Source organism: Aquimarina longa SW024 (genome assembly GCF_001401755.1).
GTDB lineage: Bacteria > Bacteroidota > Bacteroidia > Flavobacteriales > Flavobacteriaceae > Aquimarina > Aquimarina longa.
Map to the genome: position 1 here is coordinate 171,496 of NZ_KQ474100.1, position 18,061 is coordinate 189,556.

General features: G+C 30.0%; 13 protein-coding genes and 1 pseudogene. 4 read left to right on the plus strand and 10 right to left on the minus strand.

Annotated elements, in window-relative coordinates:
- Window positions 1-170: 170 nt before the first annotated feature.
- The 5 genes from N456_RS13315 to N456_RS13335 are packed head-to-tail and all read right to left on the minus strand — an operon-like array spanning window position 171 to window position 5,205.
- Window positions 171-830 carry an alpha/beta hydrolase gene (locus tag N456_RS13315; protein WP_062057964.1) on the minus strand — a complete coding sequence of 220 codons (660 nt, stop codon included), beginning with the start codon at window positions 828-830 and terminating at the stop codon, window positions 171-173.
- Window positions 831-834: 4 nt separating this feature from the next.
- Window positions 835-1,635 carry a hypothetical protein gene (locus N456_RS13320; protein ID WP_148639325.1) on the minus strand — a complete coding sequence of 267 codons (801 nt, stop codon included), beginning with the start codon at window positions 1,633-1,635 and terminating at the stop codon, window positions 835-837.
- 31 nt (window positions 1,636-1,666) lie between these two features.
- Window positions 1,667-1,996 carry a DUF4870 domain-containing protein gene (locus N456_RS13325; protein ID WP_062057970.1) on the minus strand — a complete coding sequence of 110 codons (330 nt, stop codon included), beginning with the start codon at window positions 1,994-1,996 and terminating at the stop codon, window positions 1,667-1,669.
- A gap of 33 nt (window positions 1,997-2,029) precedes the next feature.
- Entirely contained in the window at window positions 2,030-3,283 is a 1,254-nt protein-coding gene (locus tag N456_RS13330; protein ID WP_062057973.1) for a dihydroorotase, read from the minus strand.
- Window positions 3,280-5,205: a vWA domain-containing protein gene (locus tag N456_RS13335; RefSeq protein WP_062057976.1), complete on the minus strand. Its 1,926-nt coding sequence runs from the start codon at window positions 5,203-5,205 to the stop codon at window positions 3,280-3,282. Before N456_RS13335 ends, N456_RS13330 begins: the two co-directional genes overlap by 4 nt.
- Before the next feature lie 854 nt (window positions 5,206-6,059).
- Here N456_RS13335 and N456_RS13340 point away from each other — a divergent pair.
- A pseudogene (locus N456_RS13340) lies at window positions 6,060-7,293 on the plus strand (DEAD/DEAH box helicase).
- Between the two features lie 63 nt (window positions 7,294-7,356).
- Here N456_RS13340 and N456_RS13345 read toward each other — a convergent pair.
- Entirely contained in the window at window positions 7,357-7,902 is a 546-nt protein-coding gene (locus tag N456_RS13345; RefSeq protein WP_062057979.1) for a porin family protein, read from the minus strand.
- Window positions 7,903-8,072: 170 nt separating this feature from the next.
- Here N456_RS13345 and N456_RS13350 point away from each other — a divergent pair, with 170 nt between their 5' ends.
- Complete coding sequence (locus N456_RS13350) at window positions 8,073-9,629, plus strand: NAD(P)/FAD-dependent oxidoreductase (protein WP_062057981.1); 1,557 nt, start codon at window positions 8,073-8,075, stop codon at window positions 9,627-9,629.
- Between the two features lie 53 nt (window positions 9,630-9,682).
- On the opposite strand, the gene N456_RS13355 is transcribed toward N456_RS13350, so the two are convergent.
- The 4 genes from N456_RS13355 to N456_RS13370 all read right to left on the minus strand — a co-directional run bounded on the left by N456_RS13355 (window position 9,683) and on the right by N456_RS13370 (window position 15,415).
- Window positions 9,683-10,885: a sensor histidine kinase gene (locus N456_RS13355; protein WP_062057984.1), complete on the minus strand. Its 1,203-nt coding sequence runs from the start codon at window positions 10,883-10,885 to the stop codon at window positions 9,683-9,685.
- Between the two features lie 334 nt (window positions 10,886-11,219).
- Window positions 11,220-12,896 (minus strand): cytochrome-c peroxidase, encoded by a 1,677-nt coding sequence (locus N456_RS13360; protein ID WP_240315532.1) that lies wholly within the window; start codon window positions 12,894-12,896, stop codon window positions 11,220-11,222.
- A 131-nt stretch (window positions 12,897-13,027) separates the two neighbouring features.
- The gene (locus N456_RS13365) at window positions 13,028-14,494 is read right to left on the minus strand and encodes a hypothetical protein (protein WP_062057991.1); all 1,467 of its coding nucleotides are present in this window, start codon (window positions 14,492-14,494) and stop codon (window positions 13,028-13,030) included.
- A 147-nt stretch (window positions 14,495-14,641) separates the two neighbouring features.
- The gene (locus N456_RS13370; RefSeq protein WP_062057993.1) at window positions 14,642-15,415 is read right to left on the minus strand and encodes a TIGR02757 family protein; all 774 of its coding nucleotides are present in this window, start codon (window positions 15,413-15,415) and stop codon (window positions 14,642-14,644) included.
- Window positions 15,416-16,314: 899 nt separating this feature from the next.
- Between N456_RS13370 and N456_RS24495 the strand changes: the two genes are divergently transcribed.
- Together N456_RS24495 and N456_RS13380 are read left to right on the plus strand one after the other, a co-directional pair.
- Window positions 16,315-16,704, plus strand: a complete 390-nt coding sequence (locus N456_RS24495) for a helix-turn-helix domain-containing protein (RefSeq protein WP_158447890.1) — start codon at window positions 16,315-16,317, stop codon at window positions 16,702-16,704.
- A 452-nt stretch (window positions 16,705-17,156) separates the two neighbouring features.
- A complete protein-coding gene (locus N456_RS13380) occupies window positions 17,157-18,011 on the plus strand; it encodes a M57 family metalloprotease (protein ID WP_062057999.1) in 855 nt (284 codons plus the stop codon).
- The last annotated feature ends 50 nt before the right edge of the window (window positions 18,012-18,061 follow it).

Genomic DNA, 18,061 nt, shown 5'->3' on the forward strand with positions numbered 1-18,061 from the left:
CGATACAATTTTTCCTTATTTTATTCTGAATGACCACTCGAATTGATGCTTTTTTAAAGGGTATATCTTATAGCGAACCTAGGCTAATAAGGCATTATACTTATTCCTACAGCAATATGAAGAATATCAATTACTTATTTTACAAAGTTAAGTTGTTTGAACAAACTATTTTAAATTCTAGAACTTAACCATTCTTTAAACTGATAAAAGTTTTGTGGGGCTACACCATGACCTACAGGAAACTCGTTTAAAGAAGTTGTAATTCCAAGTTTTTTTAATGAAACAGGAGCTTTACGAGCCCAATCTACAGGAATTACTTGATCTACACTACCATGAGAGCAATATATATTAAGACCTGAAAAATCGTTTGTAGTGTACTCATCAGCTAAGATATCTTCATTAAGATATCCACTTAACGCGATGACATTTTTTATTTTTTGAGGATAAGATAAAGCTACAGCATAGCTTAAAATAGTGCCTTGACTAAATCCTAGAAGGGTAACATTATCTGCATCTAGATTATACTCCTGTACTGCTTCATCAATAAAAACAGCAATTTTATCTCTGGATTCTATAGCCTGTTCATCATCACTAAACTTACCTTGGGCAGTATCAAAATAAATAGCATACCATGCATTTCCAGAAGGCTGCATAGGGTATGGTGCTCGTACTGATATGATACATAATTCCTCAGGTAATTCTGGAGCAAAAGAAAAAAGATCATTTTCATCACTACCGTATCCATGAAACAAGAAAATTACTGGAGTTTTTTCTTTTTTTATAGTTGGTTCTTTAATAATGTGATATAAAGATAATGTCTTGACTTGCATAATTTTATTTTAATTGTAAATGGATATGATCATCATGTCTAACTGCTTGGCATCCATGAAATCGTATTTTTGGGTTGTGTATTTTTAACCGGTTTTTAAGATGTGGCTCTATAAAAATCTTACCAATCTGTGGTTGTGCTATAATTGCCAAAAGTAAATCTTTTGTAGCTTTTTCAGAAATCTTTAGTGTATTGTTTACTGTCCCTAGAGTTATATATTTTGTGAAATCATAATACCAATACCCTTTTTTTTTACAGATTTGTATTTGGTTGTATTCTTGTTTTATAGGAGCTTCAAATACTCCATAACCACTAATTGAAGGTTTCTGATTAGTAATTTTATTAATTGAATCTTTATAAATAAAAGAGATATCAATTTTTTTTCCATCAGTATGGCTTAAATGTGGAAACAGTGGAAACCCATCTATGAAAGGAAAATTAGCATCCAGATATATTAATGAAATATCTCTATTGGATTGCCGAAGTGAATTAGAAATACTCTTTATAACGTTATATAATTCCGGGTTTACGTAATTTCTATTCAATAGTTTTGTAATAAAACGATGTGATTCTATTTGTTTGGTATCTTTTATCTTTTCTCTACCAAAAATCGGAGCAATATATGGAACTATTAAAAATGTCATCACCAGATACGCTATAGTAAATAACATAACTTTTTTTAACCTATACTTTTTGTGTATAGATCTTCTAGTGCTAAATTCTACAAGAATGTATAAAATACCTCCTATTTGAGTTGTAATCGTTAATAAAATGAATACTAAAATCTTACAAATTAGTTTACTCATCTTTTTTAACATAAACTTAGAATTAAGCTTTTTATTTAATAAAATTAAACCATTTCTGAAAATGAGATCCGAGAATAGGAATTAACTTTTGTTCTTCTTGTATAGCTTTTAGAAGACCAAAAACCCATAATACAAAAATAAAGATGTAAAAAGCAGATGAAATGGCCCAAGAATCAAAAATACTGATTAAAGCACCTAAAAGATAAAAACTGATATTAATCCCGAGTGCTTGTCGAATATGAAAATTTGCAAATTGATTTTTATCGTCTTGATTCATAAAATAAGCAATGATTGTTCCTATAATAGTTATATAGGCAACTATAGCTGCTGTTTTACCTTGTTTAGCGTAGTTTGATTGCATCTCTTTTTTAGTAATTTATAAAGTTGTTATTCTCTATTTTAGTGTCATTTTACCATTAGCTATAATACCATAAGCCATACCTTTTATTAATTTTCCTATAAAAGGGCTGTTCTTTGATGTTGATAGGATATGTTCTTCTGTAAAAGTAGTAGTCCCTTTAGGATTAAATAGTGACAAGTCTGCATTACTTCCTTTGTCAATAGTCATATTTTCTATCCCAAAGATTGATTTTCCCTGAGTAAGCATTGTTATTGTCTTTTCTATACCTAATATCGTATTAAGCGTCCCAAAAGTACTTTCTAGTCCTATTATACCATATTTTGCATTATCAAATTCTACTCTTTTGTGTTCTATATTAATAGGTCGATGATCACTTGTAACCATATCTATAGTACCATCTTCAATACCTTTTAATAAAGCGTCTATATCTTTTTGAGTTCGTAAAGGAGGTAGTACTTTATAATTTGTATCGAATGTTATGAGTTCTTTATCTGTGAGTACTAAGTGATGAGTAGTTGTAGAGCAACTTACATTTAACCCTTTAGCTTTAGCTTCTCGGATTAAATTAACTGATTTTGCTGTCGAGATTGTAGGGATGTGTAATGTTCCTCCTGTATATTCTAGTAAAAACAAATCACGAGAGATTTGTAATTCTTCTGCCAGAGCTGGGATTCCTTTTAATCCTAATAAGGTGCTTTGCTCTTCTTCATTAACCATTCCTTTCCCTGCAATAGCATCTTCTTGTGGATATGATAGTACTACTCCATCAAAGTTTTGAGAATAGAGTAATGCTATTTTTAGTAAATTAGGATTCTGAATTCCTTTTTTATAGTCTCCGAAGGCAATAGCACCAGCTTGTTGCATGTCATATAACTCCGCCATATCTATTCCTTTGGATTGCATAGTTAATGCTCCAATTGGAAATAGTGATACTGAAGTATTTAGGGATTTTCCTTTAAGAAAAGCAATAGCAGTACTATTATCTGCTACAGGAAAAGTGTTAGGGTGTAATCCAATGGCTGTAAAACCGCTTTTTGCAGCTACTTGTAATCCGTGATCAATCGTTTCTCGTTCTTCATATCCAGGTTCTCCAAAACTGATACTGCTATCAAACCATCCTTGTGAAACATGTAGATTATCTAATTTTATTTCTTCTACATCACCAGAGGCTTTGATTATCATTTGTATATCTGTAATAATTCCGTTTTCAATCAAAATATCAACAGTTTGATTATGAAAAGGTGACTTAGGATCAATTACAGTAGCAGCCTTTAGTAAAAAATTCATTTTAGATATTTTAATAGTAATATTTCAATTAATAAGAACAGTAGCGCAAAAATAATAAACCATTTCCAAAGTTCATTAACACTAGTCTCATCTTTTATTTGATCAATAAGCTCTGTTACGGATGTGCTTACCTGATAATTTTCTGTAGTGCGTAAGTTATAATACTGTAAATTACTCTCATCACTATCATAATTATAACTTACATGTTGGATATTTGTATTCTTATCCTGTACACTATAAATTCCTGCTTGCGTAGGAACTTCATCTGTAGTAACTCGTATTTTTGTAGAAAAACTTTGCTGTAATGGGATAATTTTTTCCTGATCAGAAACTAGAGATACTATTCCATCTTGTCCAAGAGATACAGGCACATCATAAGTATTCGTTTGCCCTATAGTATATGATATATCGGTAACTTGTAAGCTTTGTTTTCCAATATTATATAATGTAGGAACAATTAAAGGAGAATTCTGAAAATTAGAATTGTCTTTATTTATAGCCGCAGTAAAAACATACAGAGAATTAGTCTTGTATAAAAAAGAGCTATTGTCTTCAAAAGATAATATGGTATTACTAGCATTGGTTTGATAATAACTATTAACTTTTGGGTATTGAAAATTTGTAATTTTTTTATCAAATACACCTCGATATAATGGGTGGGAAAGATGTATTGAAGTGATTTTTTTTTCTTGCACTTTTTCTGCAATTAATCCTGAAGTTATTCCTCCATTAATAAATTGTTGGTATGAGACTAAATCTCCATTAATAGCAGGGATAAAACAAATACTCCCCCCATTATCAGAAAAAGATTTAAGAGCATTAATAAGTGATAAAGGGATTTGTTTTAGTTCGTTAATTACGATTAAATTAGCATTGCTAATACTATTGTAGTTAAGTTCTTCTATAGAACTGCTTAGTAAAGTAAATTCATCTAGAGTGAAAATCTTTTTTAAAAAATTATCATTGGCTTCATTGATTGCTACTACTTTTATTTTTTCGGGGGCATTTATTGTAAAATACCTTGTGTTATCAAATGTAATTGCAGGATCTTCTAAAGTAACTTTTCCATTGATTTTGGTATCTTTATCTAAACGAAACTTAATTTTAGAAGAACCATTTTTAGGAATAGAAGTAGTTGTTTTGGCAATTAGTTTATCATTATTATAGAGTGCAATTGATGTGTTTTCTGTAGCGATATCGATACTGCTAACAATTACATGAAGCATTAAGTCATTATTTATATCATGTTCTAAAGATAAACTGTCTATCGCAATATTTTTTTTAGTGACAGGTTGCAATTGCACGAGATGTATTTTTGTTTTGGGATCTTCGGGTAAAATAAACGTATTTTCTTTTTGCTGAAAATCAGAAACCATAATAATTCGTTTAATAGCCTCAGGGGATGATCCTAATAATTTCTTAGCCTTAAGATAAGCCGCATGATATGATAATTGATTTGATGAATACTCTATTTGTAGTAGATCATTTTTAAGGTCTTTTTTTGAAGCCTCAATAAATGTCTGTGTATTGGTGAAAAGAGAGATAGCCTCATCTTTAGGAAGATCACTAAGAATTTCTTGTACAGCTCTTTTTAAAAGAGGTCCTTTAGATCCTTTAGCTTGCATACTAAAGGAATTATCAAGATATATTACTGTTTTATTTTTTTTACCAACAATTTCTTCTAATGCCAAAAATGGTTGAGCAAATGCTATAATAATAGCTGCTAGAGCTAATAAACGAAATAAAAGTGTAAGCCATTTTTTAATTTGTGAACTTTTACGAGTCTGTAAAGTAACCGCTTTAAGAAATTCAACATTTGTGAAATTAATTTTTTGGAAACGCCTTAGCTGAAATAAATGAACTAGTATAGGAATAATTAACGCAAAAAGAGCATAAAGAAATTCTGGATGTTTAAACTGCATTCCTTAGTAATATTATTCTTCAAATATACTATAAGATTTGAGAATAAAGATTTATGAAAAGGTATTTTTTATCTGTAATAAATGCATCTGATCTAATTCAGTGATTGATCCTGATTCAAAAATCAATCTTGTTCTAAAATATGAGCTAAGATTACTAATAAAAGGCTACTCTAAATGTTTTTAAAAGACCTCTATAAAATATTAGTTTAGCTACAGTTTCTTAAACAAGTATTCCTAACTGTCAACCATTGACTGTTTGATTTTTCATACCACATACAATTAAACTAGTCAATCCCAAATTGGTTTTGATAATTTGTAGATTCTGATGCTATTACTTGTTATTATTCTGTTTTTGTTAAAATTTTCCCTAATGTAGAAAGTTTTTTTTATGAGAATATATTTTTATTAACTAGTATTTTAAAATTAAGTAAACTACCTCGGGGCAAGCTCATAAGGCATTCGTTTGAAAAACATTTTTGGTATCGAGGCAAGCCTACGTGGATTTTATAAAATACGCAGCAGCATAATAGATAAACAAAATATCCGTATAAAGTTTGTTTTAATCATAGAATACGGAGTATTAAAATCTCACTTAGGGAGTAAAAACTTAGTGGGCTCGTTTTTCTCACTAGAATAAATTTCAGAATTTTGCCCAACGACAGTATAGAAGGAACAGGATAAAATGATATTTGCTCCTAGAAATGATAAAAATCTATATAGAAATCTTACAAAACGCTTTAAAATTATTGGATAACGTTATACGAGGCAAAGAGTATCATTAAAATAAGGTGTACCTTTGTCAAGATATTCAGAAATGGCATTTCATATAAATTGTTATTTCTTAAACAATTTATATGTCATTTAACACATTAGGATTATCCGATGCATTATTACGTGCAATCGATCAGAAAGGCTATACAGTACCTTCACCAATTCAACAAAAAGCGATTCCGCCAATTATAGAAGGCAAAGGTTTTAGCATCAGCACAGACAGGAACAGGAAAAACAGCAGGATTTACCTTACCACTATTACAACTCTTATCTCAGGGTCAGAAATTAAGAAGAAGACCTGTGCGAGCTTTAGTATTAACTCCCACACGAGAACTGGCAGCTCAGGTATTGGATAATGTGAAAGCATATAGTGAGTTTTTAGACCTTCGGTCAATGGTAATATTTGGAGGAGTGAATGCAAATCCTCAGATCAGAGCATTAAGAAATGGAGTAGATATATTAGTTGCCACTCCAGGTCGTTTATTAGATCTGCATAATCAAAAAGCACTTTCTTTATCCACTATTGAAATTTTAGTTTTGGATGAAGCAGATCGTATGCTTGATATGGGATTTCAAAGAGATATCAATAAGATTCTAAATTTGCTACCAGCTAAAAGACAAAATTTATTATTTTCGGCTACATTTTCTAAAGAAATTAAGAAGTTAGCAAATGATATTTTGGATCATCCTGTTTGGGTTGAGGCTACACCAGAGAATACTACCGCAGAAAAAATTAAGCAAAAATTATATCGAGTTGATCAGAAAAGAAAAACAGAATTGATCATTAAACTTATTTCAGAAGGAAATTGGAAACAAGTATTAGTTTTTACTAGAACAAAACATGGAGCTAATCGATTGAGTGAGAAAATGATGAAAAATGATATTACTGCTGCAGCTATACATGGTAATAAAAGTCAGGGAGCCAGAACAAAAGCTCTAAGTGGGTTTAAAAAAGGAACAATACGGGTATTAGTAGCAACAGACATAGCAGCACGTGGGTTAGACATTCCTTTATTGCCACATGTCATAAATTTTGAATTACCCAATATATCTGAGGATTATGTGCATAGGATTGGTCGTACAGGTAGGGCAGGAGCAAGTGGAGAAGCAATTTCTTTGGTCAGTATGGATGAAATAGCTTATGTTAGAGGAATAGAAAAGTTATTGGGAGAAAAATTACAAAGTGAAATAATAGAAGGTTTTGAACCAACTACTAATTCTGAAAACATAGGATCAAAACCTAAAAATAACACTAAGAATTATAGAAAACCAAAGCCTAAAAACACTAAGAATTATAACAGAAGAACAAGGAGATAACTAAAAAAACAAAAAGCGGAGTTTTACTTCCGCTTTTTGTTTTTTTATATGTTATTCTTAATACTAGAATATATAATATCCTACAGAAACCTGAAATGCAGAGTTTTTAGCTTTTACTTTGTCTATTACATCTGTAAAACCGAAGTTATATCGTAACTGACCGAAAAAACCACCAAATTCTACTCCAGCTCCTACAGCTCCACTAAGGTCAAAGTTTTTAGCTTTAGCATCTGCATTTACACTTTTAAATGCTTTTTCAATATCATCTTGTACAACAAAACCAAATTGAGGTCCTGCTTCTACACTAAAAAACTTTGCGAATTTAAGTTTTGCAAGAATAGGAATATTTATATAATCAACATCAATATCTTTAAGCCCTTGTGCAGAATATAAAACCTCTGGTTGAAGCGCGATAGTTTCTGCTAAACTTACTTGAAGTACAGCACCAATATGGTACCCTGTTCTTCCGTCTGTATTTTTGCTTTTAACATCGTCCCCACTTAATTCTGAAAAATTTAGACCTCCTTTAACACCAAATTTGATGTCTTGTGCATTTGAATAAAAAGAAAAACTGATTACGGTAATTGCTAATAAAAATAGCTTTTTCATAATTGTAATTTTAAGGTTTGTTTACTGTCAAAGATAGGAACTAAAACCTTAATAAAAGGTTAAAATTAGAAAGAGTAAATAGTTTTAAAATACTGTTTTGATATTTTATGAATCTTTTATGAATCAAAGAATATTGTATCTTCGCTAAAAATCCAAAAGGAAATTCAACATTGCAATACGAGTTTACAATACAGGTCTCTCCAGAGGTTGCCGCAGATCCTAATGAATTAAAAAATATAGTAGCACGCAATAATGGTATTCCATTAGAAGAGATTAGTCATATACAGATTCTAAAACGTTCTATAGATGCTAGACAACGCGCTGTTAAAATAAACTTGAAGCTTATTGTATTTGTACAAGAAGATTTTATAAATAAACCTATCGAATTACCAGAATACCCAGATGTTTCTAATGCTTCAGAAGTTATTATTATAGGAGCAGGTCCTGCAGGTTTATTTGCAGCACTTCGTTGTATAGAACTGGGATGTAAACCTATTGTTTTGGAACGCGGAAAAGATGTACAGGCACGTCGTAGGGATCTTAAAGCTATTAATAGAGATCATACTGTTGATCCAGATTCAAACTATTGTTTTGGAGAAGGAGGAGCAGGAACATATAGTGATGGGAAATTATATACAAGATCTAAAAAAAGAGGTGATGTACATCGTATTTTAAAACTTTTGGTAGGGTTTGGAGCAACAGATCAAATTTTGGTAGAAGCACACCCACATATCGGTACAAATAAATTACCTCGTATTATTGCAGAAATAAGAGAGAAGATAATTGAAAGAGGAGGAGAGATATATTTTGGTACAAGAGTAACCGATTTTGAAATAAAAAATTCTGAAATCAGAGGGGTAACCTTACTTGATGGAAGCACTATTGTAACTAATAAAGTGATTTTGGCAACAGGGCATTCTGCAAGAGATATATTTGAACTTTTATATCGTAAGAAAATTGAAATCGAAGCAAAACCATTTGCTTTAGGAGTACGAGTAGAGCATCCACAACATTTGATAGACCAAATTCAATATAAATGTGATGTAAGAAGTCCATATTTACCTCCATCGCCATATAGTATTGTAAAACAAGTAAGAGGGAGAGGAATGTATTCTTTTTGTATGTGCCCTGGAGGAGTAATAGCTCCCTGTGCGACAAGCCTAGGAGAAGTTGTAACAAATGGCTGGTCTCCATCAAAAAGAGACCAACCTACAGCCAATAGTGGTATTGTTATAGAATTACGATTAGAAGATTTTAAATCATTTTCTAAGTATGGTCCTCTATCAGGTATGTATTTTCAAAAAAGTATTGAACAACAGGCATGGCGAGTAGGAGGAGAGTCTCAACGGGTGCCTGCTCAGAGGCTTAATGATATGATTAAGGGAAGGGTATCTTCAAACCTCCCTGTTACATCGTATAAACCAGGTTTAACAGCAGTTGATATGCTGACGGTATTTCCAGAATTTATTCATAAGACATTGCAGGATGGCTTTATAGCGTTTGGTAAAAGTATGAAAGGATATCTTACTAACGAAGCTGTAGTTCATGCTCCAGAATCTAGAACATCTTCTCCAGTACGTATTCCTAGAGATTGGAAAACGTTGGAACATATACAGATTAAAGGGTTATACCCTTGTGGAGAAGGAGCCGGATATGCAGGAGGTATAATTTCTGCTGCTATAGATGGCGAAAAATGTGCAGAAGCATGTATAAAAGTATGTCGATAATTACATACTTCGTGTTTTAGTGCCTTTAGTGTCAAAAAGTGTAGTTATTACCTCTACCTCTTAATAGAAAAACTGAATGTAGTACTTAATTTTTCTTCAGAAGTTACGCTTATAGATCCATTTAAGCTTTTGATAATCTTTTTTACAGTAGATAGCCCAATTCCGTTACCTTTATTTCCGTTTCGATCAGTAATATTAGCTGTAGTAAACAGTTTAAAAATAGTGTCTAATTTATCATTAGGAATCCCCATTCCATTATCAGTTATTCTAAAATAATAGAAGATATCATCAGAACTAGCATCTATCGATATAATAATTTTTTCTTTATCATTATATTTGATACTGTTAGCTATAAGATTAAAGAAAACTTGTTTTAGAGCAAGTTTATTACACTCTAATGTAGGGTTTTCTTCGGGTAAATGAATGATAACATTAGGTTTTATACTAAGTAAATCAATAATCCCTTGTAATAAACTATTTAAGTTAAATTTCTCAGGTATATTATTGATTAAGCTTTCACTTTCATAATGATCCAAAACATCATTTATATAATTACTCATAGAAAATGAAGAAATTTTTATGTATTCAAAATATTCCAAACTTTCTTGATCAAGTTTATCACCAAGCTTTAATTTTAATAGATCAGTAGAGGTAATAATATTAGCCAAAGGCATTTTGAGATCATGAGAAATAACTCTAGCAAATTCTCTAAGAGATTCATTCCTTTTTTTTAGTTTTTGTTGTACCTTTTCGAGATCAGTATTTTTTTTATTAAGTTCAAAAAGAATGATTACTTGTTTGGCTAAAGAGTTAAGGGACTCTAGCTGTTTTTCAGAAATTTCTCTAGGCTTACTATCCATTACACATAAGGTTCCCAGAGCAAAACCATCTTTATCTACTAATGGAATTCCTGTGTAAAAAATAATTGGTGTTTCTTCTAAATAAATAGGATCATTATTAAAACGATCATCTTCACGGACATCTTTAACTATTAATGGAGTATGAGGATGTAAAATCGCATAAGAACATAGAGAGTTATGACGAGGGATTTCACAGATATTAGTCCCATTTTTTGATTTAAACCATTGACGATCATAATCTACTAATGAAATCAAAGCAATAGTAGTATCGCATATAAAATTAGCTAAAGCTGTAATTTCATCAAATTCTTTCTCAGATTTAGTATCTAGAATATCTAATGATTTTAGAGCTTCTAGTCTAAAATTTTCATTTATGGGTACGACATTTGATTTCATTCTACTTGATGAATCGATTTATTTAAAACAATTCTTAATAAAATTAACAAAAATATGTTACATACAATGAATTAATTGTCATTATATAGTTTTTTTACGGTATAACCATAATATTGTTTGTTAAATATACTAGTATATCAATTTAATGATTAACTAAATTTAGTTTTATTAATATAATTAACAAAAACTTCAAAACCGGTTCTTAGTTACATATGATTCAAAATAAAAACTGATATATCAAAAAAAGTTCAACAAATAGTTATTTGCTGAACTTTAATAAAAAATGCATAGTCCTAATAGTAACTTAAAAAATAATATGGTTATATAGGATTAATCAATATTCTGAGAGATTATCTTCTAGAGCTTCAATAAAAGCAATGATATCTTTTATTTCTTTTTTCGTAAGGTTTAATTGATCGGGAGGTAAGGTTTGATATTTACTATCAATACCAATACCAGCTCCACCTCCGCGATTATAAAAATCCATAACTTCTTGTAATGTAGTATATACTCCATTATGCATATACGGAGCTGTTTTACTAGCATTTCTAACAGTCGAAGTTTTAAAAAAATGCTTCCTCTCAGGAGTTTTATATACATTGTATCTTCCTAAGTCTTTACTAATGGTTGCGTTAATAGTATCATTTTTTTCTGGTACTCCAATTAATTCGATTTCTGATTCTCGATAGTTAGGGGGGACTGTACCATTAAATACAGGAGCAAAATGACATGTAGCGCACTTAGCTTTTCCATTAAAAAGGTTAAAGCCATTAATCTCACTTTGGGTAAGTGTATTTTCTATAGAATTGATATTACGATCAAATTTAGAATTAAAAGGCGCTAAACTTCTTATATAGCTTGCTATAGCATTTCTGATTTTAGAATTATCAATTGTATTATTTTTAAAAACGTCTTTAAAATTTTTAATATATAATGTATCTTGTAATACTGTTTTTACTAAAGATTCTAGATCTGTATGAAATTCATTTTTATTTTCTACTACGGCAATGATTTGACCTTCTAAACTTCCTGCTCTTTTATCATAAAAAAAAGATTTTTGTAGACCAGCATATAGCATAGTAGGGGTATTACGAGTTACTCCCATACCAATTTTTAAACCATCAGTAAATGCTTTATCGGGATGATGACATGTAGCACAACTCATTTTTTTACCTGATGATAAATTTTTATCATAAAACAGCTTTTTCCCTAATACTACTTTTTCAGGAGTCATTTCTCCAGAATTTTTATCAGAGAAATATGTATGATTATAGGTGTTAGCAGAAAAAAGTGATGTTGCATTGTTTTTAATAGCTAGTTCGAAAGGAAAACTTACATGCCAATCAGAAACAGTCTGATTCCAAAGGGTTAGTTGTTTGTGAGTATGATTTTTAATAAAATTATAGCGATCGAATGTATTAAAATTGGCTGTTAAATCTTTAATCGATGTATCTATTTCATCATTCCATTTTTTTAAAAGATCTGGGTCTTTAAATTCATTTTCAAAAATAGATAGATATGTTTTTAAACTTTGATAAACTATTTTAGATTCTTCTAATGAGTTTTCTAATACGGGAGAATCAAAACCAGTTACTCCTGTTAATGCTATCTGAATTACAGATTTTCTAAAAAGCCATAAGAAATGATATGTTTTTAGGTGTTTAAAACTAGCATTCTTCTTAATTAATTTTAGTCGATTAGATACTAATTCTAAATGTTTGATTATAGTAGTAGTATCAATACTATCAGTAAATATTTCTTCTTCTAAAACCTGATATCCGCTAGGCTTATTTATTTTAATATCAGTATAATCTTCTTCTTCGACTTTTAAAATGTTTGGTTGATTTAAGAATCTATAATTTTCAATATCCAGTGAAGCTAAGATGGGTTCTATTTTTTTAAAAAACTTACGAGATTCTAAAAAAAATTCTCTGATATTGGTAGTATTATTTTTTGCACTGTCCAAAAAAGTAATAGCCATAGAAATATCCTCTGTGAATTGTTCTTTCATAAGGATATTGAATGGTGTTTTTTCTGTTTTAACTTCTTTAGAGCAAGAAGAAAAAATGATCGATATGATAAAGAGGCTTATCATAAAATAAGCCTCTTTGTTATGTTTTAATAAAATTGAAATCATACTATCTATCGATCTAATCCTTTGATGATATAAAGCATACTTCCTTCTTTTCTACTATTTGCAATATCAGGATTTGCTGTAGGATCTGTAAATGGTACTCCATTGGCTCTTTCCCATCCATGATTTTGTGTAATCATTAAGAATGTTTCGTCTACACCAATAACATCTGAGATATCAATCATACCTGTTATTTCCCATATTTTATTAGTATTTCCATATCCAGCTGTAGCAGCTTTAGCCTGATCACATTCTAATACAACTTTTAATGCTCCAGTATTTAAATTATATTGATATAATCTAGAGTAATGATCTGCGGCAGGTTTAAAATCTTCTATTCCATTAGGATCTTCTTGGATGTAAGCATAGTTTTCGGTAACTAAAATATTATCAGGACTATGAAAAGCTTCGGCTGTACCACCTACTTTATCTCCATCTAGTATACATGTTATTTTACCAGCTCCATAAGGGTTTGTTTTGTTTAACTCTACTTTGTAGATTCTTCCAGAGCGTGTTCCTTTTCCTACTAATCCTGGTTTATCTCTACCAGTTACAGCAAAATATACCTCTCTACTATTACTTTCCTTATTTCCTCTTCTCCAATCGATATCTTCTAATCTAGAAAATCCCATCACTCCTTTTTCTTTAGCTTCAGCATCTAGTAAATCAATATCTTTTTCAGTTAATTCTACAAACTCCATATCGTAAGCAACTCCTTCTTCCATATCCATTTCATAAGTTACATTAGCAGCAGTAACTTTTAGACCATATAATTTACCATTTTCTAAATCTCCTTTTTCACCTACATACATTCCTAATTGTCCAGAAGGTACTTCGTTATTACTATTATCATCCCCTATAAATACTACAGTTTTATTAGAATATGCACGTTTACTCAATGCTACAGCATTTTCAGTAGACCATTGTCCTAAAGCTGATAGCATCCTTGGAGCAGAAGCTGCTGATGCATCCTTATATGGATCAGTAGCAAAAACTCCTTTAGAAGTTCCTCCCCATTCACCACCAGAAAGATATAAAGGACCAAAACCATGTACTGATGGAGTAATTAAAGATCCTGAACATTGAGCTGTATTTGCTGTAGCTACAGCATTAAGAATATGTTCTCCTTTTACAGGTTTAAAAGTTTCATCTAATGTGATTCTGGCAATAGAATAATCAGCTTCTATATTATTTATTAAAGTATATGTTCCGTCTTGATTACTAAGTAATCCTGCACCATCTGCCATAGACCCATAAGTAAAATTAGGAATATAGGTATCCTCAGAGGAAAGTAAATTATATATATCTATATCTGAAAATTCAGAAGTCTTTTTTAATAAAACAGGGGAAACAGAATGATTTTTTAATTTGATTTTGTCATTAGGAGGTGTTGGGTTTCCTGTGTTATCATCTAGATCACATGAAGACAAAATAAGAGCAAATGCTGAAGCAGCAATTAAAAAGTAATTTTTCATGATTGTGTGGATTTAAAATGTGTTTTCGCAAATTTAGCTTATGACATGCCTCAACAATCTTATGAAGGTATTTTATATTTGTTAGCGAAAGGTTATTTAAATATTTTTAATGTAAATCTAGTGTTATTATTTAGAATTGTTCTACGTTTAGAATTTTTCAAAAACCCCAAGACCAAATAAAGCATAATCATATTTGACTGGATCATTAGCATCTAACAACCTTAATTTAGTATCAAGTTCTAATAATGCTTTCCCATCATTTTGCTTTCGTTTAAGTAGTCCTAATTTTCTAGCTACATTTCCAGAATGTACATCTAATGGACACGATAGTTGAGCAGGGGATAAGTGACTCCAGATTCCTAAATCTACTCCTCCTTTAGGACCTCTAACCATCCATCTTAGAAACATGTTAATTCTCTTGGCAGCTGAATTTTTATGAGGATCACTAATGTGTTTTTCTGTTCTAACTTGATGTGATAGACAAAAGAATTCTTTTTTAAAATCATGAATAGCTGTCTGTAATGTATGTTCCATTTTATAGGGAGTAAAAAAAGCCTCTAGATTATCATATTTTATATATAGATGTTGTAATGCAGTTATGAAATAGATGAGATCAATACTATTAAATGTTCTGTGTACAAAACCTTCTAAGTTTTGAAGATCTTTTGTAGTATGATTCATTATAAAATCATAAGGAGTATTTTCTAAAAGATTCATCAACTTGTGTGCATTATTTAGAATACTTTTTCGATTTCCCCAAGAAATAATAGCTGTTAGAAATCCAGAAATTTCAATATCTTTTTTTTGAGTATACAAATGTGGGATTTGTATAGGGTCTGTTTCAATGAATTTAGGATGTTCGTATAAAAAAGCTTTTTCGTCTAAAAATTCTTTGAGTTCAGTTTTACTAAGTTTTTTCACAGTAGAATACTATTACGTAATATTTTTATAGTAGAATAAAGGTCTTTAATTATTACTTAATATAAGTAATAATAATTTTATTTTTTTTAACAGAATGCTTTAATGTGTTAAAAAATTAACATACTTGTCATCATGCGGTATTAAATTTATACATTAGGGATTAAATTAACATTATTATTGAACTATCTATAAAGGCGCTTAGTCTGTTAGTGATTTTAAAGGTATATAAAATGAAAATTTTAGATTATTTATTCTTGATAAGTGGCTTACAAACGTTTGTTATCTGTCTTGTTTTATATTTTTATCGATCTCATAAGATAAGAGTTAATAGATATTTATCTTATTTTTTTGCCACTTTATTTGTTGAAGTGATTTTATATTTTATAAGTAAATTTATTAAGCACCCTATGGTGTATTATATACCATTACGCTTTGATTTTTTAAGTATGAATTTCTTGTTTTTCTACGCTATAGAGGTTACAGGGATTACTATAAGAAAGAGACTTTATTATTATATTCCTGCAATTTTAGAATTTCTACTGTTATCAGTATTTTTTATTCTAGTGATATATAATCCTGAAATACATATTACTTTACAAAAAATAAGTTTTTTAAAAATAATTGACATCATTTCATCACTATATATTATCATATTTTCAATTTTGATAATTAAGATAAATATAAAACATAAAAAGGCACTACCATATTTTTATAAAGTAACCAAGTTTAAATCATTAAATTGGTTAACGGTTTTTTGTGTCATATGTATTTTTTTCAATATACAATCATATGTATTAAAAGTGTTTCCTGAAAACCAGTACATACGTACTATTTTTATAACTACCTATTTATTGTCACTGTATTATATTACTATAGCTAGTTTAATACAGATTAATATCATGAATATAGTTTCATCAAAGATAGAGGAAAAAGAGACTATGCAAGAGTTAGAGAAGGTGATGACCATTCTCGAAAAATACTTATTAGAAACTAAAGCGTATGTAAACCCTTCAATTAGTTTAAAAATTTTAGCAAAAGATATTAAATTATCAGAACGGTTAATTTCTAAAGCAATAAACAAAGTAACTCATAAGAACTTTAATAACTATATTAATCATTATAGAATAGAAGAGTTTAAGAAATTAATGTCTATGAATAGGCATGAGAAATTTAGCATTTCTGCAATAGCTAATGAAGTTGGTTTTAATTCTAGAGCTTCCTTCTATAAAAATTTTAAAGAAATTGTAGGAGTGTCTCCATCATTATATGCTAAAGGATTAAATACTTGATAAATATTGTTTTACTGTGTTTATGAAAATGATTTATGACATCTTAAATCATGTAAATGGACATTGAATTGTTGATTACAGCATTTTTTTTATTCAATTTAGCATTATTAACACAAACTCACTAAGCCATGAAAATATTCTTCCTATTACACCAAATTCCATTTTTGGTAAAAAAAACAGTCTATCAAAATACGGTCTACCAGATATCATTTTTTTATAAATTTTTTAAAATGTAATTATAAGTTTAGCGATTACTATATCGAATGATTACATATAAAAAAAACAAATTTTTTAGATGATCTGATATTTTTAATTTCTCTTTTAAAGTTTTATATCAGAAACAGTATAGAAAAAATAAGATTTTCAAAGTTCTTATGATCTAAATTTTTTAATTAAAATTATAGAAGCTGTTTTGATTTCTATAATTAGCACAAACTCAACAATAAATAATTATGAAAACTATCAAATTATTAGCGCTAAGCGCAATCGTAGCAGGATGTATTATTTCCTGCCAAAAAGAAGAAGTTACTACAGAAGTGAATGAAGTTGATACTACTCCTACAAAAGAGCAACTTCTTAAATTATCAGAAATGGGAGTTAATACAAAAAGTGTTTCTATTAAGACTATAGAAAATCTAGATGGTAGTGTAGAAGACTATTTTGTTAATGGTACTGATCTAGTGATACCAGTAACAGACCTTTTAAGTCAGCAAAGTTTAGAATCAGGAAGTAATAGAGCCAAACAGTATCATACTCAAGCTCTTATTTCTAGAAATAATCGTACTATTGATGTATTAGGATATACAGGTGGTCGTAATGCTCTGTCAAATACAGGAAGACAAGCATTACAGAGAGCTGTTGCCAATTTTAATAACTTAAATACAACACTTAATATGAGGCTTACGTTTGGTACTAATCACAGAGCTGCTGATTTAGTAGTATATGTTCGTGAAGATCTAGGTTCTGGAGGATTAGCAGGTTTTCCATCAGGAGGGAGAGCTTATAAATGGGCGCAAATAGGACCTGATGTAGCTAGGCGAGGAGTTATATATACCACACATGTAATAACTCATGAGATGGGGCATTGCATTGGTTTACGTCATACAGATTGGTTTGCAAGATCATGTGATGGAAACAATGAAGGAGAATATGATGAGAATAATAATTATATTGGAGCTATTCATGTTCCAGGAACTCCACGTAATATTGATAGGACTTCGATAATGATTTCTTGCTCTACAGGTTATGAGAATGGAGTTTTTAACAGCAATGATAAAACTGCTATACGATATTTATATAGCAGGTAAAAATCTTTAAGAACTTTGAAAATAATAAAAGCTGCCTTTTTTGGCAGCTT